This window comes from Micromonospora sp. NPDC023888, from assembly GCF_040639415.1.
Classification (GTDB): Bacteria; Actinomycetota; Actinomycetes; order Mycobacteriales; family Micromonosporaceae; genus Micromonospora.
In genome coordinates this window covers 76,006-100,316 of record NZ_JBEZZW010000006.1, presented here as the reverse complement: position 1 = coordinate 100,316, position 24,311 = coordinate 76,006, and the positions used below count along the sequence as shown (strand labels likewise).

The 24,311-nt window shown below is 72.9% G+C and carries 25 protein-coding genes and 3 tRNA genes; 17 read left to right on the top strand and 11 right to left on the bottom strand.

Annotated features, from left to right (window positions below):
* Positions 1 to 158: 158 nt before the first annotated feature.
* The 4 genes from AB0F61_RS07385 to AB0F61_RS07370 all read left to right on the top strand — a co-directional run bounded on the left by AB0F61_RS07385 (position 159) and on the right by AB0F61_RS07370 (position 1,574).
* The gene (locus AB0F61_RS07385) at positions 159 to 962 is read left to right on the top strand and encodes a fumarylacetoacetate hydrolase family protein (RefSeq protein WP_357804534.1); all 804 of its coding nucleotides are present in this window, start codon (positions 159 to 161) and stop codon (positions 960 to 962) included.
* Between the two features lie 108 nt (positions 963 to 1,070).
* Positions 1,071 to 1,142 (top strand) — tRNA-Gln (locus tag AB0F61_RS07380).
* A gap of 134 nt (positions 1,143 to 1,276) precedes the next feature.
* Positions 1,277 to 1,349, top strand: a tRNA-Glu gene (locus tag AB0F61_RS07375).
* Positions 1,350 to 1,501: 152 nt separating this feature from the next.
* Positions 1,502 to 1,574 (top strand) — tRNA-Glu (locus AB0F61_RS07370).
* A 218-nt stretch (positions 1,575 to 1,792) separates the two neighbouring features.
* On the opposite strand, the gene AB0F61_RS07365 is transcribed toward AB0F61_RS07370, so the two are convergent.
* The gene (locus tag AB0F61_RS07365; protein ID WP_110562481.1) at positions 1,793 to 2,479 is read right to left on the bottom strand and encodes an IclR family transcriptional regulator; all 687 of its coding nucleotides are present in this window, start codon (positions 2,477 to 2,479) and stop codon (positions 1,793 to 1,795) included.
* A gap of 49 nt (positions 2,480 to 2,528) precedes the next feature.
* Between AB0F61_RS07365 and leuC the strand changes: the two genes are divergently transcribed.
* The 4 genes from leuC (at position 2,529) to AB0F61_RS07345 (ending at position 7,496) form a co-directional block, all read left to right on the top strand.
* Complete coding sequence (leuC, locus tag AB0F61_RS07360) at positions 2,529 to 3,974, top strand: 3-isopropylmalate dehydratase large subunit (RefSeq protein WP_357804528.1); 1,446 nt, start codon at positions 2,529 to 2,531, stop codon at positions 3,972 to 3,974.
* A 14-nt stretch (positions 3,975 to 3,988) separates the two neighbouring features.
* The gene (gene leuD, locus AB0F61_RS07355; RefSeq protein ID WP_357804523.1) at positions 3,989 to 4,576 is read left to right on the top strand and encodes a 3-isopropylmalate dehydratase small subunit; all 588 of its coding nucleotides are present in this window, start codon (positions 3,989 to 3,991) and stop codon (positions 4,574 to 4,576) included.
* A gap of 172 nt (positions 4,577 to 4,748) precedes the next feature.
* Positions 4,749 to 5,432: an HU family DNA-binding protein gene (locus AB0F61_RS07350; RefSeq protein ID WP_357804517.1), complete on the top strand. Its 684-nt coding sequence runs from the start codon at positions 4,749 to 4,751 to the stop codon at positions 5,430 to 5,432.
* 141 nt (positions 5,433 to 5,573) lie between these two features.
* Positions 5,574 to 7,496, top strand: coding sequence for an endonuclease/exonuclease/phosphatase family protein (locus AB0F61_RS07345; protein WP_357804513.1), 1,923 nt, complete (start codon positions 5,574 to 5,576; stop codon positions 7,494 to 7,496).
* 33 nt (positions 7,497 to 7,529) lie between these two features.
* Here the strand turns inward: AB0F61_RS07345 and AB0F61_RS07340 are convergent, their stop codons facing one another.
* From AB0F61_RS07340 to cofC, 5 genes are read right to left on the bottom strand one after another with little or no spacing between them, the layout of a single operon-like run.
* The gene (locus tag AB0F61_RS07340; protein WP_357804510.1) at positions 7,530 to 8,408 is read right to left on the bottom strand and encodes an NUDIX hydrolase; all 879 of its coding nucleotides are present in this window, start codon (positions 8,406 to 8,408) and stop codon (positions 7,530 to 7,532) included.
* The gene (locus AB0F61_RS07335; protein ID WP_357804505.1) at positions 8,396 to 9,916 is read right to left on the bottom strand and encodes a CYTH and CHAD domain-containing protein; all 1,521 of its coding nucleotides are present in this window, start codon (positions 9,914 to 9,916) and stop codon (positions 8,396 to 8,398) included. The genes AB0F61_RS07340 and AB0F61_RS07335 overlap by 13 nt, the downstream gene beginning before the upstream one ends.
* 24 nt (positions 9,917 to 9,940) lie before the next feature.
* Positions 9,941 to 12,298 carry an RNA degradosome polyphosphate kinase gene (locus AB0F61_RS07330; protein WP_357804502.1) on the bottom strand — a complete coding sequence of 786 codons (2,358 nt, stop codon included), beginning with the start codon at positions 12,296 to 12,298 and terminating at the stop codon, positions 9,941 to 9,943.
* Between the two features lie 54 nt (positions 12,299 to 12,352).
* Positions 12,353 to 12,550, bottom strand: a complete 198-nt coding sequence (locus AB0F61_RS07325) for a hypothetical protein (RefSeq protein WP_030335323.1) — start codon at positions 12,548 to 12,550, stop codon at positions 12,353 to 12,355.
* Positions 12,551 to 12,608: 58 nt separating this feature from the next.
* The gene (gene cofC / locus AB0F61_RS07320; RefSeq protein WP_357804496.1) at positions 12,609 to 13,256 is read right to left on the bottom strand and encodes a 2-phospho-L-lactate guanylyltransferase; all 648 of its coding nucleotides are present in this window, start codon (positions 13,254 to 13,256) and stop codon (positions 12,609 to 12,611) included.
* A 127-nt stretch (positions 13,257 to 13,383) separates the two neighbouring features.
* Here cofC and AB0F61_RS07315 point away from each other — a divergent pair, with 127 nt between their 5' ends.
* From AB0F61_RS07315 to AB0F61_RS07295, 5 genes are all read left to right on the top strand, one after another.
* The gene (locus AB0F61_RS07315; RefSeq protein WP_357804491.1) at positions 13,384 to 14,121 is read left to right on the top strand and encodes a lysophospholipid acyltransferase family protein; all 738 of its coding nucleotides are present in this window, start codon (positions 13,384 to 13,386) and stop codon (positions 14,119 to 14,121) included.
* Between the two features lie 67 nt (positions 14,122 to 14,188).
* Positions 14,189 to 15,196: an NAD(P)H-dependent glycerol-3-phosphate dehydrogenase gene (locus AB0F61_RS07310; RefSeq protein WP_357250529.1), complete on the top strand. Its 1,008-nt coding sequence runs from the start codon at positions 14,189 to 14,191 to the stop codon at positions 15,194 to 15,196.
* Positions 15,197 to 15,203: 7 nt separating this feature from the next.
* Positions 15,204 to 16,322: a cystathionine gamma-lyase gene (locus AB0F61_RS07305; protein ID WP_357804484.1), complete on the top strand. Its 1,119-nt coding sequence runs from the start codon at positions 15,204 to 15,206 to the stop codon at positions 16,320 to 16,322.
* Positions 16,323 to 16,330: 8 nt separating this feature from the next.
* Positions 16,331 to 17,110 (top strand): putative protein N(5)-glutamine methyltransferase, encoded by a 780-nt coding sequence (locus tag AB0F61_RS07300; RefSeq protein WP_357804480.1) that lies wholly within the window; start codon positions 16,331 to 16,333, stop codon positions 17,108 to 17,110.
* Positions 17,111 to 17,269: 159 nt separating this feature from the next.
* Positions 17,270 to 18,319, top strand: a complete 1,050-nt coding sequence (locus tag AB0F61_RS07295; RefSeq protein ID WP_357804475.1) for an ROK family protein — start codon at positions 17,270 to 17,272, stop codon at positions 18,317 to 18,319.
* Between the two features lie 103 nt (positions 18,320 to 18,422).
* Here the strand turns inward: AB0F61_RS07295 and AB0F61_RS07290 are convergent, their stop codons facing one another.
* Positions 18,423 to 18,623 carry a DUF397 domain-containing protein gene (locus AB0F61_RS07290; RefSeq protein WP_357804471.1) on the bottom strand — a complete coding sequence of 67 codons (201 nt, stop codon included), beginning with the start codon at positions 18,621 to 18,623 and terminating at the stop codon, positions 18,423 to 18,425.
* A gap of 5 nt (positions 18,624 to 18,628) precedes the next feature.
* Positions 18,629 to 19,474, bottom strand: a complete 846-nt coding sequence (locus AB0F61_RS07285) for a helix-turn-helix transcriptional regulator (RefSeq protein WP_357804467.1) — start codon at positions 19,472 to 19,474, stop codon at positions 18,629 to 18,631.
* Positions 19,475 to 19,752: 278 nt separating this feature from the next.
* On the opposite strand from AB0F61_RS07285, the gene AB0F61_RS07280 reads away from it, so the two are divergent.
* Both AB0F61_RS07280 and AB0F61_RS07275 read left to right on the top strand, forming a co-directional pair.
* Entirely contained in the window at positions 19,753 to 19,971 is a 219-nt protein-coding gene (locus tag AB0F61_RS07280; RefSeq protein ID WP_357250513.1) for a hypothetical protein, read from the top strand.
* A gap of 195 nt (positions 19,972 to 20,166) precedes the next feature.
* A complete protein-coding gene (locus AB0F61_RS07275) occupies positions 20,167 to 21,267 on the top strand; it encodes a D-alanine--D-alanine ligase family protein (protein WP_357804460.1) in 1,101 nt (366 codons plus the stop codon).
* A gap of 45 nt (positions 21,268 to 21,312) precedes the next feature.
* Here the strand turns inward: AB0F61_RS07275 and AB0F61_RS07270 are convergent, their stop codons facing one another.
* Positions 21,313 to 21,993, bottom strand: coding sequence for a DUF3515 family protein (locus AB0F61_RS07270; RefSeq protein WP_357804453.1), 681 nt, complete (start codon positions 21,991 to 21,993; stop codon positions 21,313 to 21,315).
* Positions 21,994 to 22,227 carry an Lrp/AsnC ligand binding domain-containing protein gene (locus AB0F61_RS07265; RefSeq protein ID WP_013284547.1) on the bottom strand — a complete coding sequence of 78 codons (234 nt, stop codon included), beginning with the start codon at positions 22,225 to 22,227 and terminating at the stop codon, positions 21,994 to 21,996.
* 96 nt (positions 22,228 to 22,323) lie between these two features.
* On the opposite strand from AB0F61_RS07265, the gene AB0F61_RS07260 reads away from it, so the two are divergent.
* The gene (locus AB0F61_RS07260) at positions 22,324 to 23,313 is read left to right on the top strand and encodes a thiamine-phosphate kinase (RefSeq protein WP_357804449.1); all 990 of its coding nucleotides are present in this window, start codon (positions 22,324 to 22,326) and stop codon (positions 23,311 to 23,313) included.
* 29 nt (positions 23,314 to 23,342) lie between these two features.
* On the top strand, positions 23,343 to 23,804 hold the full coding sequence (locus AB0F61_RS07255; RefSeq protein ID WP_357804444.1) for a GNAT family N-acetyltransferase: 462 nt from the start codon (positions 23,343 to 23,345) through the stop codon (positions 23,802 to 23,804).
* A 97-nt stretch (positions 23,805 to 23,901) separates the two neighbouring features.
* Here the strand turns inward: AB0F61_RS07255 and rpmB are convergent, their stop codons facing one another.
* Positions 23,902 to 24,093 carry a 50S ribosomal protein L28 gene (gene rpmB, locus AB0F61_RS07250; protein WP_091671657.1) on the bottom strand — a complete coding sequence of 64 codons (192 nt, stop codon included), beginning with the start codon at positions 24,091 to 24,093 and terminating at the stop codon, positions 23,902 to 23,904.
* Positions 24,094 to 24,311: the final 218 nt, after the last annotated feature.

Here is a 24,311-nt window from a genome sequence, read left to right as displayed (position 1 = left end):
AGCCGACGCTAGGGGCGGGTCGCCTCCGTGCGGGTACGAAGTCGGGAACCCCACCCCGGTCACCTCCAGCTCCGGTAAGGTGCCGCGCGCTGACGGGTTGCGCACACCCGACGGCCGGTCCTGGCCGGTGACGGGGTCGGCGGGGCTAGATTGGCCGGGTGCGTATCGCTCGTTTCGCCCATGCCAAGGGAATGTCGTTCGGAGCCGTCGAAGGCGAACCGGGGGCCGGGCCGCAGGGCCTGACCATCGCCGAGATCGAGGGCCACCCGTTCGGCAAACTCTCCTTCAGTGGGGCCCGCTGGGCCCTTTCCGACGTCCGACTGCTCTCGCCGATCCTGCCCAGCAAGGTCGTCTGTGTCGGTCGCAACTACGCCGACCACGCCGCCGAACTCGGCAACGACGTGCCCAAGGAGCCGCTGCTCTTCCTCAAGCCGTCCACCTCGGTGATCGGCCCCCGGGACGCCATCCGACTGCCGATCTTCTCGAAGCAGGTCGAGCACGAGGCGGAGCTGGCGGTCGTGATCGGGGCGCCGGGCGCGCGCCGCGCCGACCGGGCCGCCGCCGAACGCGCGATCTTCGGCTACACCTGCGCCAACGACGTCACCGCTCGGGACCTCCAGCGTTCCGACGGGCAGTGGACGCGGGCCAAGGGGTTCGACTCCTTCTGCCCGATCGGCCCGTGGATCACCACCGGTCTGGACGTCTCCGACCTGGAGATCCGGTGTGAGGTCGGTCGCAATCCGGAGGAGATGGAGGTACGCCAACTCGGCCGCACGAAGGACATGGTCTTCGACGTGGCGGGCCTGGTGTCGTACATCTCGCACGTGATGACCCTGCTGCCCGGCGACGTCGTTCTCACCGGCACTCCGGCCGGGGTTAGCCCGCTTGTCGAGGGGGATACGGTCACCGTGCGGATCGAGGGCATCGGCGAGCTCACCAACCCGGTGGTGCCCGTCGCCTGATCCGTCTGATGCCCCTGTTTCCGCAGCTCACGGGTGGTTCGGGGGGATCGGATTTGGCCTGCCGGCACCGGGAGGGTAAAGTTCACTCCCGGCGCCGCAAGGGGCCAATGGGGTATGGGGTAATTGGCAGCCCGACTGATTCTGGTTCAGTTAGTCTAGGTTCGAGTCCTGGTACCCCAGCGCTGCTGGAATTCGTGAGAATTTCCAGACGCTGGATTCTGACGGAGTTCGACTCCGCCCCTTCGGGGGCGGAGGGTGGTCTTCGGTAGAGTGCAGCTCCTCCACCGCTGAGGTGGGGGAGCAAAAGTTGTTCTGGCCCCGTCGTCTAGCGGCCCAGGACGCCGCCCTCTCAAGGCGGTAGCGCCGGTTCGAATCCGGTCGGGGCTACAGCGTGCACAGCCCGTCTCACCAGGTGAGGCGGGCTGTTTCGTGTCCGCCCGCCGGCCCCCGCGCGGGCCCGCACCCCGCGCTCGCGCCCGGGTACGGTGCCGCTAGACTACAGGCGCACCGCTCGCGAGGGCGGTGAACAGGAAAGTTCTGGCCCCGTCGTCTAGCGGCCCAGGACGCCGCCCTCTCAAGGCGGTAGCGCCGGTTCGAATCCGGTCGGGGCTACAACCAAAGGCTCATCTCGCCCAGCGAGATGAGCCTTTCTCGTCCCCCCACCCCCACCCCCTTCCCCTCCCCCTTCCCCCCTCCCCACCCGGCCCTCGCCCGACCTGGGTGATCATGAGGTTGGCGGGGGCGACACGCCGTCGCGCGTCACGCTAACCCCATGATCAACGCGGGCCGGTGGGGTGGGGGGTTGGGGGGTGGGGGTTGGGGTTGGGGGGTTAGAGGCCGGAGAGGCGTTGGCCGGCTCTCACGACGGCCATGGCGTGACGTTCGCCGGGGCGGCGGCCCAGGCGCTCGATCGGGCCGGAGATGCTGACCGAGGCGATCACGCGGCCGGTGCGGTCCCGGATCGGGGCGGAGACGCTCGCCACACCGGCCTCCCGCTCGGCGACGCTCTGCGCCCAGCCACGGCGGCGTACCTCGGCCAGGGTGCGGCCGGTGAACTTGCTGCGCGGCAGCAGCGGCATCACCGCCTCCGGGGGCTCCCAGGCGAGCAGGATCTGCGCCGCGGAGCCGGCCGTCATCGGCAGCACCGAGCCGACCGGAACGGTGTCCCGCAGGCCGCTGGCGCGTTCCGCCGCGGCCACGCAGATCCGCTCGTCGGCGCGGCGCAGGTAGAGCTGCGCGCTCTCGCCGGTGGCGTCGCGCAGCGCGGCCAGCAACGGCTCGGCGGCGGTCAGCAGAACGTCCGGCGCGGCATTGGCCAGCTCACCGAGGCGGGGCCCGGGGCGCCAGCGGCCCTGGGTGTCCCGCACCAGCATCCGGTGTATCTCCAGGGCCTGGGCCAGCCGATGTGCGGTGGCCCGGGGCAGCTTGGTGCGATCAACGAGTTCGGCCAGGCTGGCGCCGTCGACGCAGGCGGCCAGGATGACCACCGCCTTGTCGAGAACGCCGACACCGCTCATACTGTGTCCCACAAGCCGAAACTTACCTCCCAGAATTTAGGATGTCCAGATGGTGGGAGTCACTCCTGAGCCGAGGACCCTGGCCGAGAAGGTCTGGGACGCGCACGTCGTACGGTCCGCCGCTGGTGAGCCGGATCTGCTCTTCATCGACCTGCACCTGCTGCACGAGGTGACCAGCCCGCAGGCGTTCGACGGGCTGCGGCTCGCCGGCCGCCGGGTGCGTCGTACCGACCTGACCCTCGCGACCGAGGACCACAACACCCCGACCGGGTACGCCGACCCGGCGTTCCGCCTGCGCCGTGGTGACCTGCTCACCATCGAGGACCCCACCTCGCGTACGCAGATCGAGACGCTGCGGCGCAACTGCGCCGAGTTCGGGGTGCGGCTGCACCCGCTCGGCGACGACAACCAGGGCATCGTGCACGTGATCGGCCCGCAGCTCGGTGTCACCCAACCGGGCATGACGATCGTCTGCGGCGACTCGCACACCGCCACCCACGGCGCGTTCGGCGCGCTCGCCTTCGGCATCGGCACCAGCGAGGTGGAGCACGTGCTGGCCACCCAGACGCTGCCGCAGAGCCGGCCGAAGACGATGGCCGTGAACGTCACCGGGCGGCTGGCCCCGGGCGTCACAGCCAAGGACCTGGTGCTCGCGCTGATCACCCAGGTCGGCACCGGTGGGGGGCGCGGGCACATCGTCGAGTACCGCGGCGAGGCGATCGAGGCCCTCTCCATGGAGGGGCGGATGACGATCGCCAACATGTCCATCGAGTGGGGTGCCAAGGCCGGCATGATCGCGCCGGACGAGACCACCTTCGCGTACCTCAACGGTCGGCCGAACGCGCCGAAGGGCGCGGACTGGGACGCGGCGCTGGCGTGGTGGCGGACGCTGCCCACCGACGAGGGCGCGCGCTTCGACGCCGAGGTGACCCTGGACGCCAGCCGGGTCACCCCGTTCGTCACCTGGGGCACCAACCCCGGGCAGGGGGCGCCGCTGAGCGCGCCGGTGCCGGACCCGGAGGACTTCGTCACCGACTCGGAGCGCGCCGCCGCGCGCCGCGCCCTGGAATACATGGACCTGCGCCCCGGCACCCCACTGCGGGAGCTGCCCATCGACGTGGTCTTCGTGGGCTCCTGCACCAACGGTCGCCTGGAGGACCTGCGGGCCGCCGCCGACGTGCTGCGGGGGCACCAGGTCGCCGACGGCGTCCGAATGCTCGTGGTGCCCGGTTCCGCCGCCGTGCGGGAGGCCGCCGAGGCCGAGGGGCTGGACAAGGTCTTCGCCGACGCCGGAGCCGAGTGGCGGTTCGCCGGCTGCTCCATGTGCCTGGGCATGAACCCCGACACGCTGAAGCCCGGCGAACGCTCCGCCTCCACCTCGAACCGCAACTTCGAGGGCCGTCAGGGCCGGGGTGGGCGTACCCACCTGGTCTCCCCGCCGGTCGCCGCCGCCACCGCAGTGGTCGGCCGGCTGGCCGCCCCCGCCGACCTGTAGAAGGGACCGAGGAGATGGACAAGTTCACCACCCACACCGGCACGGCCGTGCCGCTGCGCCGGTCCAACGTGGACACCGATCAGATCATCCCCGCCGTGTACCTCAAGCGGGTGACGCGGACGGGCTTCGCCGACGGGTTGTTCAACGCGTGGCGGGAAGATCCGACATTCGTCCTCAACGATGAACGCTATTCCGGGGCGTCGATCCTGATCGCCGGCCCGGAGTTCGGCACCGGCTCCTCCCGGGAGCACGCCGTCTGGGCACTGCGGGACTGGGGCTTCCGCGCGGTGGTGGCGCCACGCTTCGGCGACATCTTTCGCGGCAACGCCCTCAAGGAAGGCCTGTTGCCGGTCGAGTTGGAATTGAAAGCGGTCGAAGAGTTGTGGGACCTGGTCGAGGCCGATCCGACCACCCCGGTGACCGTCGACCTGACCGCCCGCCAGCTCCGGGCCGGGGACGCCAACTGGTCGTTCCCGCTTGACGACTTCAGCCGCTGGCGGCTGCTGGAGGGCCTCGACGACATTGGACTCACCCTCCGCAACGCCGCCGACATCGACTCCTACGAGGCCCGGCGACTGCCGTTCCTGCCCTCCGTGGCATAGCCGTACGACCGGCCGCACAGCGGATTTCACCCCCATCGGTCCGACCGGTGGGGGTGAATCCGTTACGACACAAGGGCTTTTTTCCACCGAATGTTTGTGTCCCGGCAGCACAGGGCATAACGTGCGCGCAGAATGGCTCGCGACGAGTCAGTTGCACAATCGGGAGGAAGTCGTGAACAAGGCCGAGCTCATCGAGGCGCTCGCCGTTCGCCTGGGGGACCGGAAGACGGCGACGAACGCCCTCGAGGCGGTCCTCACCGAGGTCCAGGCGGCGGTCACCAAGGGCGAGAAGGTGGCGATCACCGGATTCGGAGCGTTCGAAAAGCGTGTGCGTGGTGCGCGAACAGCGCGCAACCCGCGTACCGGCGAGGCGGTGAAGGTCAAAAAGACATCCGTCCCGACCTTCCGCCCCGGCGCCGGGTTCAAGGAGATGGTGGCCAGCGGCAAGGTGCCGAAGGCCACGGTGGCGACGAAGAAGGCCGCCACCACCACCGCCACGGCCAAGACGGCCGGCACCAAGGCGGCGGGCACCAAGACGACAGGCGCCAAGGCCGCGGGCACCAAGGCAACCGCGGCCAAGACGGCAAGCAAGAAGACCGCCCCGGCCAAGGCGAGCAAGACCGCCACGGCGACCAAGACGGCCGCCAGCAAGAAGACCGCCCCGGCCAAGGCGAGCAAGACCACCACGGCGACCAAGACGGCCGCCAGCAAGAAGACCACCGCGGCGAAGAAGACCACCGCGGCGACCAGGTCGACCGCGGCGAAGAAGACCACCGCGACGGCGAGCAAGAGCACGGCGGCCAAGAAGGCGCCGGCGAAGAAGGCTCCGGCCAAGAAGGCGGCCAGCAAGCGCTGACCGACCAACTCCGTCAGGGCGTCCACCCGTTGGTGGACGCCCTTTCGGCGTACGGAGACCGTTGACCCGCTCGGCACGCTCGCGCAGAATCGCCGTGCCGGCCCCCCTCCGCCGGCCCGCCGACACCGAAATGGGGCGCCGGTGCGCTACCGCCAGGTCACCACCGGGACGCTCGCGCTGGGCGTCATCCTCCTCATCGACGTGCTGCGCGTGTGGCTGCCCGGCATCATCACCATCTTCGGTCAGGCGGCGTCCACCCCGGCCGAGCTGATGGGCGCGTTCGCCCTCGGCTGGTTCGTGCTCGCGATGGGTGCACCCGCGGTGGTCCGCCGGGTCGGTGCCCGCCCGGTCACGGTCGTGGCCGCCGTGCTGCTCGCCGCCGCCCGGCTCGCGCTCACCGCGACACCCGGCGGGCGTACACAGCTCTGGCTGGCCACCGCCGGGCTGCTCGCCGGGCTCGTCTGGTTGGTAGGCGTCGCCGCCGACACCGACCGACCGGTCCCGGGGCTGGCGTTGGGGTTCGCGGTCAACGCGGCCCTGCACGCCGTGCTGGACACCGTCGACCTGGTCTGGCGGGGCGACGTGGTGGCCTGGCTGCTCAGCTCCGTCGCGGTGGCGCTGTTCGTGCTCGGTACGGCGCGCTCCGGCCGCGGGGACGGTGCCGCGCGGGCGGGCGCCGGTGGCGTCCGGGCCTGGCTGCTGACCGGGCCGGCGCTGCTGCTGGCCGGGATGGTGGCGCTCTCCCCGGCGCTGGCCCAGACCGGGATGTCGTACCTGCTCGCCGGCGGCGGTGTGGCGCGCTCACCACTGCTCGGCATGGCACCGGTGCCCGTGGCGGTCGCCGCGTTCCTGTGCGCCGCGTCGACCCGGCCACCCCAGCGGTGGAGCCGAGCGTACGGGCCGCTGGCGGTGTTGGCCGGCGCCGTGCTGTTCGCCCTCGACCGGGGTGACCTGCTCCTCCCGGCCATCCTGCTCGCCGCCGTCGGTCTCGGCACCTGCCTCGCCCGCACCGACGACGCCAGCCACCCGAAGAGCGGCACCACTGCCGTGGGCGACGAGGGAGATGACGGGCGGTGGGCGGCCCGCCGCGGGTACGCGGTCGCCGCCGGCATGCTCGTCTTCGCGCTGGGCGCCGTCGGGTACTACTCCGCCTACGACCTCGGCTACCCCAACGCCCCGGTGCCCGTGCTGGTGGCCCTGCTGGTCGCCGTGGTGGCGTTCGCCGCCCGTCCCGCCGTCGACCGCCTCCCCGGGCCGTTCCCGCCGCTGCGGGCCGCTGGTGTGGTCACCGCGCTGGCCCTGCTGGCGCCGGTGCTCGCCGACGAGGTGCCGGTGAGCAGCAACCGGGAGGGCCCACCGGAGCGGCTGACCGTGGTGGCGTACAACATCCGGATGGGTTTCGGGCTGGACGGTCGGTTCGACCTGACCGGGCTCACCGAGGCCGTCGACCGGCAGCGACCCGACGTGGTGCTGCTCAGCGAGGTGGACCGGGCCTGGCTGCTCAACGGCGGCCACGACACCCTGGACCTGTTGGCCGGCCGGCTCGGTATGCCGTACGTCTTCGGGCCGGCGGCGGACCCGGTGTGGGGCGACGCGGTGCTCAGCCGTTGGCCGGTCACCGATCCGCGGACCGTTGCCCTGCCGGCCGTCGGGGCACCCACCGGCGCGCAGGCACTCGCCGTCACCCTGGACCTCGGCGACGGCGTCCGTACCGCGGTGGTCAGCACCCACCTGCAACCTCCACCCGGGCGGGGCCCGGTGGTCCAGGCCCGAGCGGTCGCCGACTTCGCCACCGGGTACGCGGCCGGCCGGCCCCTGGTGGTGGCGGGGGACCTGAACACGGAGCCGGGGGACGAGGCGTTCGGACAGTTCACCGCGGCCGGTCTGGTCGACGCGTTGGCAACCGCCCGGCCGCTGGCGACGAGCCCCGCCGACGACCCGCGCGAGCAGATCGACCACGTCTTCGTCTCGCCCGGCCTCACCGCGACAAACCCGGTCGCGCCGCGTGGCACGGCAAGCGACCACCTGCCGGTGGCGGTGACCCTGACCCTGCCACCCCGCTGACCCCGGGCCGCCCGCCGGCCACGGCACCTGGCGCTACAGGCGGTCGGCGGCGACCAACCGGTCGCCACCGAAGGCGAGCAGCCAACCGCCGCCCTTGGGGGTGGTGAAGTCCTCGTCGGTGCGGCCCGTCAAGCGTTCCAGGGCGCCCGGCAGCACCTTGCCCTGGCTGCACACCGCCACCTGCCCACCGGCGGTGGCGAACTCCAGCAGCCTGGCGGCGGTGGCGAGGATCTGCTCGTCGGCCTGCTGGCCGGGCTGTGGCTCGTCCAGGTCGCCGCAGATCTCGATCGGCAGGTCGAGCAGCGCGGCGGCCGGATCCAGGGTCTGCACGCAGCGTCGCGGTGACGCCGACACCAGCCGGGCCGGTCGGATCAGGGCGACCAGGTGGGCCAGCGCGGCCGCCTGCGCCCATCCCTCGGCGTCCAGGGGACGCCCGACGTCCGGGCCGGACCAGGTGGCCCGCTTACCGGCGTGCGCGTGCCGGACCACCGCGACGGTCGCGGTCACCGCCGGCAGCGCGGCGAACGCCGCCAGCACCTCGGCATCGTGCGGGTAGCTGACCACCTGGATCGCGTCGTCCACCGCGAGCCAGCGAATGTCGTCCACCTCGGTGTTCGGTTGGAAACCGCCGCGGGCCACCGCGAGCATCGACCAGTAGTCGACGAGCTTGGCCTGCCCCTCGCTGCGGTACCGCACCGACGGCAGCCGGACCTGCGGTACGCCCCGCACGTCGGCCTCCTCGGCGACTTCGCGCACCGCGGCGGCGAGCGCGGTCTCGCCCGGCTCCAGCTTGCCCTTCGGCAGCGTCCAGTCGCCGTAGCGGGGGCGGTGCACCACGCAGACGCGTACGCCGTCGGCGGTCGGCCGCCAGGCCACCCCGCCCGCCGCTCGGATGCCGGTCACGGCAGCCAACTGGTTCGCCGCCGCCGGGTGGCCCGGTGCCAGGCGGCCGGGAAGAGCGCCCGCATCCGGCGTACCGACGCGCGTTCGCGCTCGGCCAGCCGCCCGGCGGTGACCGCCAGGTCGTGGTCGTCCGGCCGCTCGGCGGCGATCTCCAGCCAGGTGTCCGCCGCCACCGCCGCGTCCTGGTGCTCGCCGAGCACGTCCTGCACACCGGCGAGGGCCCGGGACAGCCGGCGCGGGCCCTTGCCGACGGTCGGTGCCACCGCGTTCACCGCGTACCGGGTCTGTTTGCCCTCCTTGCGGACGGCGTGCCAGCGGTCGTCCGGCGACTGGGCGTCGAGCCCGTCGACGCCGTCCGGCCCGGTCAGCCGCCGCCAGGGCCGGGCCACCAGCGCGGGCAACGCCTCCGCCGCGGGGGCCGCCGCCTCGCGGGTGAGCCGAGGGGCGCGGGCGGCCAGCACTAAAGCGTCCACCAGGGCCAGGTAGCGCGGGGAGCGCAACGCCTCGTCGATCGCGGCGAGCGCCTGCCGTTGCCGTTGGGCGAGCACCTCGTCCAGCCGGTCCACCGCACCCTGGTCGAGCGGGCTGAGCGGATCGGCGCTCGCGGTGTCCCGCAACCGCCTGCGCAGCACCTCGGCGTCGCGGGCCCCGCCGAGGACACCGGCCAGCCAGCGCAGCTCGTCGCGCAGCGGGCGGGACCAGGTCTTGCGGAGCAGCGGCTTGAAGGTACGCAGATCGCTGCGCAGGCGTCGACAGGCCACCCGCATCTGGTGCACGGCGGTGTCGCCACCGCCCGCCGGGGCGCGCAGCCGGACCAGCGGGTCGTGCGCCAACAGCCGGCGGATCTCCTTGCGGATCGCCTCGGTCACCACGTCGCCGGCGGTCGGCTCCCCGGTCAGCCCGGCCGGCGCGACCAGGTCCGGGTCGGCCTGTGCCGTCGCGCCAAGCGCCCGTACGTGCTTCGGGGTGAACGTGCCGCCCTGGGCGCCCGCCTCGCGCAGCACCGCCCCCACCCGGTCGAGCAGTGCCCGGTCGCCGGCCTTGCGCTCCACCTCGAGCTCGCGGAACGTACCGGTGGTGGCGCCGGTGTCGTCGAGCACCGTCACCCGGTCGTCCACCACCTCGGCGAGCACCGCGCCGCCCTTGTCGCACACCTCGTACGCGTGCCGGACCGTCCGCAGCACCGTCACCGGTGCCAGCGGAGCCCCCCGGTGCAGGACGGTGACCAACTCCACGAGTTCCGGCGGCGGCTCGCCCTTCGGCCCGGGGCGGGAGATCTCGTGCCGGACGCCCGGCGTCCCGGTCGGCAGCTTCACCGTCCAGGGCAGCTCGTCGCCCCTGCGGTGCCGCAGCGAGGCACCGGCACGGGCCAGCCGCAGGTCGACGGTGTCGAGGTAGCGGGCGACGAGCGTCACCGGTGGCAGCACCCGGACCCGACCTCCGGCCGGGGCCGTGGCGGCCAGGTCCGGCAGCACGTAGGCGTCGTCCACCTCGTACTTCTGCTCCTCCTCGACCATCACTTCAGCCTAGGCGCTGATCGGTCAACTGGCCGTGCCACCGACTCGGCGCAGCAGTAGTTGCTGCAGGTGAGACCGCGCTTTCGCGTCTTCGCCGGTACGCCGGGTCCAGGTGCCGTCGCCGGCCAGTTCGAACGCGTCCACGTCGGGGCTCATCGCGGCGGTGAGCACGTGATCCAGCTCGGCGCGGGCGATCGGGTCGCTCACCCGCACCAGCGCCTCCACCCGGCGGTCGAGGTTGCGGTGCATCAGGTCGGCGGAGCCCATCCAAAACTCGGCCTCGCCGTTGTTGCCGAACCGGAAGACCCGGGAGTGCTCCAGGAACCGACCGAGGATCGAGCGGACGCGGATGTTCTCCGACAACCCCGGCACCCCCGGTCGCAGTGTGCACATGCCCCGGATGAGCAGGTCGACGTGCACGCCGGCCTGGGAGGCCCGGTACAGCGCGTCGGTAATCCCCTCGTCGACGAGCGAGTTGACCTTGAACTGGACCAGGCCGGGCATGCCCAGTCGAACGTGGGAGATCTCCCGCTCGATGCGCTCGATGAGCCCGCTGCGAATGCCCTGCGGGGCGACGAGCAACCGCCGGTACGCGGTCTGTCGGCTGTACCCGGTGAGCACGTTGAACAGGTCGGTGAGGTCCGCGCCGATCTCCGGGTCGGCGGTCAGCATGCCGAAGTCCTCGTACATCCGGGCGGTCTTTGGGTGGTAGTTGCCGGTGCCGATGTGGCAGTAGCGGCGGATCTGGTTGCCCTCCTGCCGGACCACAAGCGCCGTCTTGCAGTGCGTCTTGAGGCCGACCAGGCCGTACACCACGTGGCAGCCGGCCCGCTCGAGCGTGCGCGCCCAGCCGATGTTGGCCACCTCGTCGAACCGGGCCTTCACCTCCACCAGCACCACCACCTGCTTGCCGGCGGCGGCCGCGTCGACCAACGCGTCGACGATCGGGGAGTCGCCGCTGGTCCGGTAGAGGGTCTGCTTGATGGCCAGCACGTTCGGGTCGGCGGCGGCCTGCTCGATGAAGCGCTGCACGCTCGTGGCGAACGAGTGGTACGGGTGGTGCACCAGGATGTCCCCGTCGCGCAGGGTGGAGAAGACGCTGCGCGGCACCTCGCCCTCGGCGAGCCGGGGGTGGGTGGCCGGCACGAACGGCGGGTCCTTGAGGTCCGGCCGGTCGGCCTCGCCGTAGACCTGCCACAACGCGGACAGGTCCAGCAGCCCAGGCACCCGCAACACGTCCTGCTCGTTCATGTCCAGCTCGCGGACGAGCAGCTCCAGCATGTGGTCGGAGATGGACGCGGCGGCCTCCAGGCGGACCGGCGGACCGAACCGCCGTCGGGCCAGTTCCCGTTCCAGGGCCTGGAGCAGGTCCTCGTCGCGGTCCTCGTCGACCTCCACCTCGGCGTTGCGGGTGACCCGGAACAGGTGGCACTCGACCACCTGCATGCCGCTGAACAACTGGCCCAGGTGCACCGAGATCAGGTCCTCCACCGGCAGCATCCGCACGCCCGGCTGGTCCCGGTCCACCCGGACGAAGCGGGGGACGTTGTTGGGCACCTTCACCCGGGCGAACAGCTCCGAACCGCCGTCGGGGTCGCGAACCGCCACGGCCAGGTTCAGCGACCGCCCGGAGATGTACGGGAACGGGTGCGCCGGGTCCACCGCGAGCGGGGTCAGCACCGGGAAGATGTGCTCCCGGAAGTAGGTGCGCAGCCGCTCCCGCTCCGGGTCGCCCAGCTCAGCCCAGCGCAGGATGCGGATGCCCTCGTCGGCCAGTTTGGGCAGGACGTCGTCGACGAAGCAGGCGGCGTGCCGGGCGCCCAGCTCGGCGGTCCGCTCGGCGATCATCTCCAACTGGGTACGCAGGGGCAGCCGGTCCCCGCCGCGCACCGGCAGGCCGGCGGAGAGCCGCCGCTTCAGCCCGGCGATCCGCACCATGTAGAACTCGTCCAGGTTGCTGGCGAAGATCGCCAGGAACTTGGCCCGTTCCAGCAGCGGGGTGCGTTGGTCCTCGGCCAGGGTGAGCACCCGGGCGTTGAAGTCGAGCCAGGACAGCTCCCGGTTGAGGAAACGGTCCTCCGGCAGCGGCGGGGCCGCCGGCTGTTCGTCGTCTTCCTCGTCGCCGGTCGGTAGGTCGCTCGGCAGCACCTGATGGACGGCACCGGCGGCCGGACCGTCCTCCTCGACGGTCGCCGCGGGGTCGAGGACCTCGTCCAGCCCGGAGGAGGCGCCGCCGGGGTCGTCGGCGAGGGTGTCGGCGCGGGCGGCGCCGGCCCGCTCGGCACGGGACGGGCGGAAGCGGCCGTCGGTGCCGCGGGCGCGGGAACCGTTGCGGAGGTCGGTGGTGGACGGGCGGGCCGGGTGCTCGCGAGGGGTGCTCACCCGCTCATAATCACCCGATTCCGGTAAACGCAAAATGAACTTGGGCTCGCCGGCTCAGATCATCGTCGGCAATGTCACCCGGACGACCTCACCGTCGGGATCGGTGTCGATGCGAACCCGCTGGCCGAGCCGGAGCAGCCGCAGCCCGGAGGCGTCGAAGGCCCGGGCGGGAAAGCGCATCTCGGTGCCGTCGTCGAGCAGCAGGACACCGCTGCGCGTCGCCGCGTCGTAGCTGGCCACCGTGCCCTGCATGCTGGCACCGTACACCGGGCGGGCGGGGCGGGTCAGCCCGCCGAGTGGGCGGGGCGGGTCAGCCCGCCGAGCGGGCGGGGCGGTCGACGGTGACGAGTGCGGCGGTGCGCGGCCCCAGGCCGAGCCGGGCGGCGGCGGTCAGGTCCGCGGCGGTGTCCACGTCCCGGCGCAGGCTGGGCCAGTCGCCGCTGAGCGGCAGCGCCCCGCTCGCCGCGTGCGCGACAGCCGAGCCCACCCCGAAGCGAGGGTCCAGCGGTGCCCCCGGCGGCGCGGTGAGCAGCACGGTGCCGCTGCCCGGCGCGTCGGGCACGAAACGGCGTACCGCGGGCCGCCCGTTCTGCGCCGCGAGCAGTGCGCCGGCCAGCTCGGCCGGGCGCAGCGCCGGCAGGTCCGCCGTGAGCCCGGCCACCCACCCGGCGGTCGTCGCGGCCGCGCCGTGCCGGAACGCGGCGTTCAGTCCGGCGGCCGGCTCGTCGGGCAGCACCCGCGCGCCGGCGGCCCGCGCCGCCCCCGCCACCCGGGCGTCGTCGGTCACCACCAGGGCCTCGGCGACCGCCGGGCAGGCCAGCACCGCGCGGAGCGTGTCGGCCGCCAGGGCCAGCGCCAACTCCTCGTGCGGTACGCCCGGCAGGGCGCCCCGCAGCCGGCTCTTGGCCGCTGCCAGCCGCTTCACCGGCACCACCACGGCCCATCTCGGCTGACTCACGCCCGCAATCCTGCCAGCCGCACGGCGGGACCCTCGCTGGCCGTACCGGGGGCGAGCAGGCATGATTTCCGCGGCGGGTGTCGCGGGCGGGGTTCGCGGCGGGGTTGGGGCGCGACGAGGAGGCACAGTGGCACGGCGGAGGCTGGGGTTCTGGCAACGGTTCGCCGTGGGGCTGGTGAAGCCGGTGATGACCGTCTGGACCCGGCGGACCTGGCGCGGCCAGGAGCACCTCGCCTCCGACGGCGGAATGATCATTGTCGCCAACCACATCTCGCACGCCGACCCGTTGGTCTCCGCGCACTTCATCTACGACTCCGGGCGCTGGCCGCAGTATCTGGGCAAGGCCAGCGTGTTCCGGGTGCCGGTGGTCGGCTGGATCCTGCACCGCTGTCGGCAGATCCCGGTCGAGCGCGGCAGCGTGGACGCGGTCCGCTCGCTGGACAAGTCGGTCGCCGCGCTCGACGAGGGTGGCGCCGTGGTGATCTACCCGGAGGGCACCACCACCCGACAGCCGGAGCTGTGGCCGATGAAGGCCAAGACCGGTGCGGCCCGGCTGGCCCTGGCCACCGGCGCTCCCGTCGTACCGGTGGTGATGTGGGGACCGGAGCGGCTCTTCGACCCCCGGACCAGCCGCGTCAACCCGCGCCCCCGGATCCCGGTGACAGTTGTCGCCGGGGAACCGATCGACCTGAGCCGGTGGGCGGATGCCCAGCCGACCCGGGCCACCCTCGAGGAGATGACGGACACCATCATGTTGCGGCTGCGGGACATGCTCGGCGAGATCCGCGGCGGCACCCCGCCGCCGCTGTGGGAGCGACCCGCCCGGTCCTCCGCCGGGCGCGAGCAGCAGGGTGAGGCGGCGTGAACGGGCGAGGCGTCAACTCCGGCACCGGGGCCGTTCCGGCCGCCCCGACCCGTTCCGGAGCCCTCGCGTGACCGGCCACGTCGCGGTGCTCGGTGCTGGTTCCTGGGGCACCGCGTTCGCCAAGATCCTCGCGGACGCGGGGCGGGACGTGACGGTGTGGGCCCGCCGGGCGCCGGTCGCCGAGAGCATCCGCACCGAACGCCGCAACCCGGAGTACCTGCCCGGTGTGCTGCTGCCGGCTCGGGTCACCGCCACCGCCGACGCGGCCGAGGCGATCACCGGCGCCGAGGTGGTGGTGCTGGCCGTGCCGTCGCAGACCCTGCGCGGCAACCTCGCCGAGTGGGCCGGGCACCTGCACCCCGACTCGACCCTGGTGTCGCTCATGAAGGGCATCGAGCTCGGCACCACCAAGCGGATGAGCGAGGTCATCGTGGAGACCGCCGGGGTCGCCGCGGACCGGGTGGTGGTGGTCTCCGGCCCGAACCTGGCTCCGGAGATCGCCGCCGAGCAGCCCGCCGCGACAGTTGTCGCCGGGACGAACAGCCACCGCACCGTGCTCGTGCAGTCGTCGATCCGGACGCCGTACCTGCGCCCGTACACCAACGACGACGTGATCGGCTGTGAGCTGGGCGGGGCGGTCAAGAACGTGATCGCCCTGTCGTACGGCATCGCCACCGCGATGGGGTTCGGCGACAACACCCGGGCCATGCTGATGACCCGGGGGCTGGCCGAGACGGCCCGGCTGGGCGTCGCGCTCGGCGCGGACCCGATCACCTTCGCCGGCCTCGCGGGCATGGGCGACCTGGTCGCCTCCTGCTCGTCCCCACTGGCCCGCAACCGCACCTTCGGCGAGCATCTGGGCCGTGGTGAGACCCTGGAGCAGGCTCAGGCCGCCACCCGGCAGACCGCCGAGGGTGTGAAGAGCTGCCTGGCGATCCGGGACCTGGCCCGAGCACACGGTGTGGAGATGCCGATCACCGAGCACGTCGAACGGATCTGCCACGAGGGGATGGACCCGCGCCTCGCCGTGGACACCCTGATGAGCCGGACCGCCAAACCCGAGTCGTACGAGTGAGGAACCGATGAGCGAACTGGGTGACGGCACCCGCTGCGTCCGCGCCGGCCTGCCCGAGCCGGCACCGGGGGACCCGTTCCTGCCCGGGCCGGTCTTCGCCGCGCCGTACCACCTCGACCCGTGGCAGGGCCAGGGCACGTCGCCGAACGGCTACGGCCGCCCGGACAACCCGACCCGACGGTTGCTGGAGGCGGCCGTGGGCGAGTTGGAGGGCGGTGACTGCCGGGTCTTCGCCACCGGCCAGGCGGCCATCACCGGCCTGCTGCTGACCCTGCTGCGCCCGGGGGACACCGTGGTGCTGCCCGCCGACGGGTACTTCCCGGTCCGGGCGTTCGCCACCGACGTGCTGGAGTCGCTCGGCGTCCGGGTGCTGTTCGTGCCGACCGCCGGCCCGTACCCGTCGTTCGAGGGCGTCCGGCTGGTGCTCGTGGAGACCCCGGCCAACCCTGGGCTGGACGTGGTCGACGTGGCGGCCCTGGCGGAGCAGGCACACGCCGCCGGCGCGCTGCTCGCGGTGGACAACACCACCGCGACGCCGCTCGGTCAGCGCCCGCTGGAACTCGGCGCCGACCTGGTGGTCGCCTCCGGCACCAAGGCGCTGACCGGCCACTCCGACCTGCTGCTGGGCTACCTGGCCAGCCGGTCCACCGAGCTGATCGAGGCGGTGACGACCTGGCGTACCACCACCGGGGCGGTTCCCGGGGCGTTCGACGCCTGGCTGGCACACCGGTCGCTGGCCACCCTCGACCTGCGCCTGGCCCGGCAGAGCGCGAACGCCGCCGCCGTCACCGACCTGCTCGCCGGTCGGTCGGACGTGACCGGCCTGCGCTGGCCGGGGCGGCCCGACGACCCGGCGTACCCGGTGGCCTCGGCGCAGATGCGCCGGATGCCCGGGGTGCTCTCCTTCGATCTGGGTACCGCCGACCGGGTGGGCCGATTCGTCGAGGCCGCCCGGTTGGTGGCGGCGGCGACCTCCTTCGGTGGCCTGCACACCACCGCGGACCGGCGGGCGCAGTGGGGTGACGACACGGCCCCCGGCTTCGTCCGGCTGTCCTGCGGTGTGGAGGACACCCCCGACCTGGTGGCCGACATCGCCGCCGCCCTGGACGCGGCCGGGCCGCTCTGAGGAACCCTGTGACAGTCACCGACCGGCCCGCCCTGATCGGCCGGCTGCGTGCCGCCGGCTGCGTCTACGCCGAGGACGAGGCCGATCTGCTGCTGGCCGCTGCCGACTCCCCGGCGATGCTGGCCGACCTGACCGACCGTCGGGTGGCCGGCGAGCCGCTCGAGTACCTGCTCGGCTGGGCGGAGTTCTGCGGTCTGCGGATCGCCGTCGACGCGGGCGTCTTCGTGCCCCGTGGTCGGACGGCCCTGCTGGTCGAGGTGGCGGCCGCGCTGACCGGTCCGGCTCCGGCGGTGGTCGACCTGTGCTGCGGTTCCGGGGCCACCACTGTCGCGTTGGCGCATCGGCTCGCGCCGCGCTGGCTGGCCGCCGCCGACATCGACCCGGCCGCCGTGGCGTGCGCGCGCCGCAACCTCACCGGCCTGACCGCCGAGGTGTACGAGGGTGACCTGTTCGCGCCCCTGCCCGCGCGCTGGCGGGGTCGGCTGGACCTGGTGGTGGCCAACGCCCCGTACGTGCCGACCGACGCGGTGGCGTTGATGCCGCCGGAGGCGCGGCTGCACGAGGCCCCGGTGGCGCTCGACGGCGGACCGGACGGGCTGGCCGTGCTGCGTCGGGTGGGTGCCGAGGCGGTCAACTGGTTGGCGCCCGGTGGGCACCTGATCGTCGAGGCCGGCGTCTCGCAGGTGGACGCGCTCTGCGCGGCGTTCGCGGCGGCTGGCCTGGTGCCCGGCGTGCGGCACGACGAGGACCTGGACGCCACGGCGGTGACCGCCCGACGCCCGGACTGAGCCGAGCGCTCGCCTGCGGAGCCGGACCTTGCGGTCAAACGGGACGTGCGGTGACGCCTGCCGGTACCTCTGCCGTCAGGCGGGTGGCCGGGCGTGACGGGGGAGAGGGGTTGGCACTAGCCTCGGCTCACACTCATGACGGGCGGGAGGCGGTTTTCGGTGGGCAGCGCAGGGGTGCCGGTGGTCGTCGGGTTGGACAACGGCGGCACCAGCAACAACGCCACCGTGCTGACGGTGGACGGCCGCTTCCTGGTCGACGGGCTGTTGGAGATCCCCAGTGAGGTGCGGTCCGGGCCGGAGGCGGCGATCGAGGCGCTGGCCCGGGCGCTGGACGGCGCTCTGGCGCAGACCGGGGTGCCGCGTGAGCTGGTCCGGGCGGTGGGGCTCGACACTCCGGGCCCGGCCAGCGCCGACGGCGTCATCTCGTCGCGGGGTTCCACGAACTTCTCGCAGCCGGCGTGGCGGGGCTTCGACGTGCGGGGCGCGTTGGAGCGACGGCTCGGCCTGCCGGTGATCTATCACAACGACGGCAACGCGGCCGCGCTCTACGCCCACCACGTGCACTTCGGCGAGGACGCGATGAACCGCTCGTCGGTCTCCGCGATCGTCGGCACCGGGCTCGGCGGCGGTGTGGTCGAGAGCGGCCGGGTGATCGCCGGCGCCGCCGGGATGGCCGGGGAGCTCGGTCACGTGCACATTCCGCTGGGCGGGCTGCTCGGCCCCGGGCAGTCGGAACCCACCTGCGCCTGCGGCTTCACCGGTGACGTGGAGAGCATCGCCTCGCTCACCGGCATCGAACGCAACCTGCTGCCGTACTGGTTGACCCGCTATCCCGAGCACCCGCTCGCCGCCGAGCCGGTGGCCCGGGCGGCGAAGTTGGTCCGGGGGTACGGCGAGCGGGGGGACGCCCTCGCCCGGGACCTCTTCACCCAGCAGGCGATGGCGCTGGGCCGGCTGTTCACCGTCGCCGCGAACTTCACCGATCCGCACGCGTACTTCGTCGGTGGTGGGGTGGTGGAGGCGGCGGCGGAGTTCCGCGACTGGTTCCTGGCGACGGTCCGCGAGCACACGGTGCTCCGCGAGGAGCAGGCGGCGGTCGCCACCTTCGCGCTGGTGCCGGAGCGGGACATGGCCGGTGCCCGGGGCGTGGCGATCGCCGCGTTGGAGGCGTTGCGTGCCGTCCCGGAGCCCCGGCCGCTTGTCGCCTGAGTCCAACTCCGCCCCGGCCGTCGCGCCGAGTGGTCGGCGGCGCGGCGGCCGGGGGCGGCGGGTTGGTGGTGCGGCCGGTGGGATCAGCGCCTCGGCCGCCCGGTCACCGCAGGGGCGGCGCCTGGGCGAAGGCGGCCCAGGCGGCCGGTGCGAACAGCAGCGCCGGGCCGGACGGGTCCTTGGAGTCGCGGACGGCCACCAGCCGCGGGATCGCGGCCACCTCCACGCAGGCGCCCTCGTCGCCGCTGCGGCTGCTCTTGCGCCACGCCGCCGCGGCGATGGCCGCTGTGATCGTCGGTGTCATCGGTCTTACCGTCCCTTCAGGGCTGTCAGGAGCATTCCGCGGCTGTCGGCCGGGCTGAGCGCCACGCTTCGGAGATGCTCCATGATCTTGGTGCAGGTCCGCGTCTCGCCGGCTCGGTCGAGGATCATCTGACCGGCGACGGTCTCCACCGAGGCGATGATCGGATCCTCCGGATCGGCGAACTCGAGGATGTGCAGCGAGCCTCGGGTGCCCCGGTGGTAGCCGGCGGAGAGCGGGATCACCTGAACGGTGATGTTCGGCAGCTCGGCCATCTTGACCAGGTGCCGCAGTTGGCCGTCCATCACCGACTGGTCGCCGACCGGGCGCAACAGTGCGCCCTCGTCCATGATCGCGTCGAGGATGGGCGGGTCGTCGGCCGTGAGCCGCTGTTGCCGGTCGAGTCGGACCTTGACCCGCTGCTCCACCAGGTCGTCGCCGAGGGTGTGCGGGCCACCCCGCATCACGCCACGGATGTAGTCGGCGGTCTGGAGCAGACCGGGCACCACCGAGGGCTCGAAGTTGGCGATGGCGGTCGCCTCGGCCTCCAGCGCGATGAAGTCGATGGTGCGCGGATCCAGCAGGTAGGAGTACGAGACCCACCAGCCTGGCTTGCGGGCGTCCTTGGCGAGCTGCACCGCTGCGGCCACCTCCTCGGCACCCACCCCGTACGACGTGAGCAGCGCGCGCACGGTGGCCGGGGTGATCAGGGTCTGGGCGTTCTCGTACCGGGAGAGGGTGCTGCGGGTGCTGTTGATCTCATCCGCCGCGGTTTCCAGCGTCAGGCCGGCGGCTTCCCGGTGGTGGCGCAGGGCGATGCCGAGCCGACGGGCGCGGGCTGTCTTCGGGGCCATGCATCGATGGTCGCACACATCTGTGGGAACGTGTGCATGAGAGAACGTCGATGAGAGTTGCATTCACGGCGGTAAACGTGTCAATCTGTTAGCGCGTCCTCACCGCCGGTTGTCGTGGCGACGGTGGTGGTGAGCGACCGGAGGGGATGGGGCGCGCGGCGATCGGGTTTCTCCCCCGTGCCCGATCGTCGCGTGCCGCGCCATCCCGGCCCCCCGGAAGGAGACGACGACGTGCGTACCGTTCCGGAACCCTGCGCCGCGCACCTGGTCGGCCCCCGATGACCCGCTTCCTGGTGGTGCTCACCGACGTGCGTCCGGTCGAGGGTGTCGACCGCGACGAGCGGACCGTGCCCGAGCGGCGGCGGCAGGTGGTCGGCGCCAGCAGCCGGGAGGCCGCCGACCGGATCGCCGGCGCGTTCATGGCGCTGGGCATGGTGCGCGCCGGTCGGCAGCGGGTGAAGGTCATCGCGGTCGGCCGCCGACACTCCCGCGACTGAGCGCGCGCGGGCTGCCCACCTTCCGTACGGCAATAGTCCCATCACGCACCGTATATCCTGTGATGACCGATCGCCGTGTCGCGCCGTGGCTCGCCGGGTATCGCCTCGCCCCATCGCCACGCACAGTAAGGTCAACCGGGTGAGCGCCACCGGCGAGCACGACCAGCCGCAGTCGCGTACGAAGAGGTGACCGGAGTGACCACCCCAGGCAAAACCCGCGTGGCGATCGTCTTCGGCGGCCGCAGCCCGGAGCACGGCATCTCCTGCGTCAGCGCCGGCAGCGTGTTCGGCGCGCTCGACCCGGACGAGTTCGAGGTGGTGCCCGTCGGCATCACCCGAGCCGGCCAGTGGGTGTTGACCAGTGGAGATCCCGCCCAGCTCGCGATCAACGCCCGTCAGTTGCCGGAGATCACCGCCGACTCCGGGGACGACATCGTGCTGCGTGCCGACCCGACCGGCAACGGTCTGATGGTGCTCGACCCGACCGAGGGCCCCCGGGTGCTCGCCGACGTCGACGTGGTCTTCCCGGTGCTGCACGGCGCGTACGGCGAGGACGGCACCATCCAGGGAATGCTGGAGATGGCCGGCATCCCCTACGTCGGGGCGAACGTCTTCGCCTCCGCGGCCGCCATGGACAAGGAGTTCACCAAGAAGCTCTGTGCCGTGGAGGGCATCCCGGTCGGCTCGTACGCCGTGCTGCGCAACGGGATGACCCTCAGCGAGCAGGACAAGGAGCGGCTCGGCCTGCCGGTCTTCGTCAAGCCGTCCCGGGCCGGGTCGTCGTTCGGGGTCAGCAAGGTCAGCGACTGGGCGGACCTGGACGCCGCGGTCGCCGCCGCCCGGCAGTTCGACCCGAAGGTCATCATCGAGGCCGCGATCGTCGGCCGCGAGATCGAGTGCGGCGTGCTGGAGGGCGAGGCCGGCGGCACGCCCGAGGCGTCCGTCCTGGCCGAAGTGCGGGTCGTCGCGGACCACGACTTCTACGACTTCGAGGCGAAGTACCTCGACGACTCCTGCGAGTACGACATTCCGGCCAAACTGCCGGAGCGGGTGACCCGCCAGGTGCAGGAGTACGCGGTTCGCGCGTTCACCGCGCTGGACTGCGCCGGCCTGGCCCGGGCCGACTTCTTCGTCACCCCGGAGCTGGACGTCTACCTCAACGAGCTCAACACGATGCCCGGGTTCACCCCGACGTCGATGTTCCCGCGGATGTGGGCGGCCTCCGGCCTGGAGTACCCGAAGCTTGTCAACCGGCTGATCCGTACCGCCCAGCGGCGCGGCGTCGGCCTGCACTGAGCCACCCGGCCACCCCGCGCGGCTTCGGCGGCGCGGGGGGCCAGCTCAGCGCTGGCAGCCGGACGGGATGGCGCCGCCGGAGGGCACGCTCGCCACGATCGTGCTGGAAATCGCCGGCACCCACTGCAACGGCTGCGCGTACGCACGCGGGACACGCACCTCGATCGACGTCTCCCGGTCGACAGTGGTGAGCACGGTCTCCTCGCCCTGCTCGGCCAGGTGCCAGCAGACCCGGTTGACCGTCCAGACCTCGTCGGTGGCGGGGAAGGTCGGCTCGGTGCCGCCGCAGGCCACGGTGAGCGCGGGGTCGCCGTACGCCGCGTTCTGCTCCGGGCCGGCGGTCACCGGCCGCTGGGCCAGGTCGCGGATGCTCGTCGGCAACTGGGAGAGCAGGGCCCGGCAGACCGTGGCCGGGCGGGCGGCCAGCGCCGGGGCGGCCATCTCCACCGGGGTGGTGGACTGCACCCGGGCGGTGGTCGCGGACGGGGACGGCGCGGCGGCCGGCGCGTCCGGGGTGAGCTTGGTGAAGGCCAACACGGCCACCAGCAGCGTGATCGGCAGCGCGATCACCGTGGCCAGCAGAGCGGCGCCACGAATGGTCCGGTCCCGGCCGGCCGGCGCGGCGGCGGCCGGGTCGGCCGACGCACCGATACCGTCAGCCCGCTCGGGTGTCCCGTCGGACCCGTCGTCGTCAAGCGCAGCGGAGGAGTTCGTCATCTCGTCCACCTACAGCCGCACCACCGAACACGTGAGGGTGCGGGTGATGCCAGGCACCATCTGCACCTTGCTGACGATGAGTTTGCCGAGTTCGTCGACGGTGTTCGCCTCGGTGAGGACGACCACGTCGTACGGCCCGGTGACGGCGTCGACGCGCACCACGCCGGCGAGGTCCGCGATGAGACCCGCCACGTCACGTGCCCGGCCCACCTCGGTCTGGATGAGGATGTACGCCTGTACCACGACTAGACCTCCGTCCGTCGCCGCCCCGGAGCGGCCCGAAGGGTGAAACTACCTTACGGACCAGGTCTGATCCCTATCGGTGGTCAAGGAGCAGCGGTGAGCGAGCACGGCGGAGCCGGGCAGCACGGGCGGAACGGCGGCGGCGGTGCCAGCGTGTCCGGGATCGGGGAGTTCGGGCTGATCGGGAAGATCACCGCCCGACTGACGTACGGACCGACGACCCTGCTCGGCCCGGGCGATGACGCGGCGGTGGTGGCCGCGCCGGACGGTCGGGTGGCGGCCTCCACCGACGTTCTGGTCGATGGACGGCACTTCCGGCGGGACTGGTCCTCCGCCCGGGACGTCGGGCACCGGGCGGCGGCTGCCAACCTGGCCGACATCGCGGCGATGGGAGCCACCCCGACCGCTCTGCTCGTCGCCCTCTGCATGCCGGCGGACCTGGACACCGGCTGGGCGGAAGAGTTGGCCGACGGGCTCTCGGCCGAGGCGGCCACGGTCGGCGCGAGCGTCGTCGGCGGGGACATGTCGGCCAGCCCCACCCTGACCGTGGCGGTGACCGCGCTGGGAGACCTGGCGGGCCGCCCGCCCGTGCTGCGCTCCGGCGCCCGACCGGGGGACGTGCTCGCCCTGGCCGGGCGCACCGGATACGCGGCAGCCGGGCTGACCGTGCTGACCCGGGGCTTCCGTACCCCCCGGCTGCTGGTCGAGGCGTACCGCCGGCCGCAGGTGCCCTACCCGGCCGGCCCGCAGGCCGCCCGGCTCGGCGCCACCTCGATGATCGACGTGTCGGACGGGCTGCTCGCCGACCTCGGGCACGTGTCGGCGGCCAGCGGGGTCGCGATCGACGTGCGCCGCGACGCGTTCGAGGTGCCCCGGCAGATGGCCGACGCGGCGCAGGCGCTCGGCGTCGACCCGTACACCTGGATCCTCGCCGGTGGCGACGACCACGCGCTGGCCGCGACCTTCCCGCCGGGGGTGGTGTTGCCGGCGGACTGGCGGCCGATCGGGGTGGTCACGGACGGTGCGGGCGTGACGGTCGACGGCGCGCCCCACGACGGCCCGGCCGGCTGGGACCACTTCCGGTGAGGCCGGGCACCGGTCGTATTCTGGGTACCGTGAGTGAGATTGAGATCCGGACCGTGCGGTTCGACGCACCTGTGGCACAGCAGTTGATCAAAGCCGCACTGACCGACCTCGCCGCCCGCTACGGTGGCTCCGGTGATGACACCCCGGTCGACGCGACCGAGTTCGAGCCGCCCGATGGCGCGTTCCTCGTCGCCTATCTGGCCGGCGAGCCGGTCGGCTGCGGCGGCTGGCGGAGCCACGGCACGGACTGCGCGGAGCTGAAGCGGATGTACACGGCCCCGGCTGCGCGTGGACGGGGCGTGGCCCGTGCCGTGCTTGCGGCCGTCGAGCGTTCGGCCCGCGAGCAGGGCCGCAAGCGGGTGGTCCTGGAGTGCGGCGACAAGCAGCCCGAGGCGATCGCCATGTACGGCTCCGCCGGTTACGAGCGGATCCCCAACTTCGGCTTCTACAAGGACGCGGAGGGCTGCGTCTCCTTCGGCCGCACGCTCTGACCGGCGGTCTTCGGCGGCGGTTCGACGCGCGCACGACAGAGCCGGCGGACCCTGAGGTCCGCCGGCTGAGCCGTACGAGAAGGTAGGTGCCGCCGCGTCAGGCGCGGGTGACCTTGCCGGCCTTGATGCACGAGGTGCAGACCTGCAGCTTCTTGGTGTTGCCGCCACCGGCCGGGGTGCGCACCGACTGGATGTTCGGGTTCCAGCGGCGGTTGGTCTTCTTCTTGGACCAGGGCACGTTGTGGCCGAAGCCCGGCCCCTTGCCACAGACGTCGCACACGCTAGCCACGGGATACTCCTGGGATTGAAACGTTCATGAGGTTGCCGGCAGAGGTGCTGCACGGGCAACCGCGTCAGCCTACCCGATGCCCCGCCGAGGTGACCAACCGCCCTGGCCCGGTGACCAGCCTGGTGGTGGGCCCGCCGGGTGACGGGGGTGGTTCCGGCGGCAACTGTACCCGGAGGGCGGATCCCGGTCGTGCGGGCCGGGAGGGCGGGCCTGCCGGG

Coding starts and splice junctions, on each gene's coding strand:
- AB0F61_RS07290 (WP_357804471.1), bottom strand. CDS start 18,623: ATGACACCGACGATCACAGCGGCCATCGCCGCGGCGGCGTGGCGCAAG.
- AB0F61_RS07285 (WP_357804467.1), bottom strand. CDS start 19,474: ATGGCCCCGAAGACAGCCCGCGCCCGTCGGCTCGGCATCGCCCTGCGC.
- AB0F61_RS07280 (WP_357250513.1), top strand. CDS start 19,753: ATGACCCGCTTCCTGGTGGTGCTCACCGACGTGCGTCCGGTCGAGGGT.
- AB0F61_RS07335 (WP_357804505.1), bottom strand. CDS start 9,916: ATGGTCGAGGAGGAGCAGAAGTACGAGGTGGACGACGCCTACGTGCTG.
- AB0F61_RS07305 (WP_357804484.1), top strand. CDS start 15,204: ATGAGCGAACTGGGTGACGGCACCCGCTGCGTCCGCGCCGGCCTGCCC.
- AB0F61_RS07365 (WP_110562481.1), bottom strand. CDS start 2,479: ATGAGCGGTGTCGGCGTTCTCGACAAGGCGGTGGTCATCCTGGCCGCC.
- AB0F61_RS07325 (WP_030335323.1), bottom strand. CDS start 12,550: ATGCAGGGCACGGTGGCCAGCTACGACGCGGCGACGCGCAGCGGTGTC.
- leuC (WP_357804528.1), top strand. CDS start 2,529: ATGGTGGGAGTCACTCCTGAGCCGAGGACCCTGGCCGAGAAGGTCTGG.
- leuD (WP_357804523.1), top strand. CDS start 3,989: ATGGACAAGTTCACCACCCACACCGGCACGGCCGTGCCGCTGCGCCGG.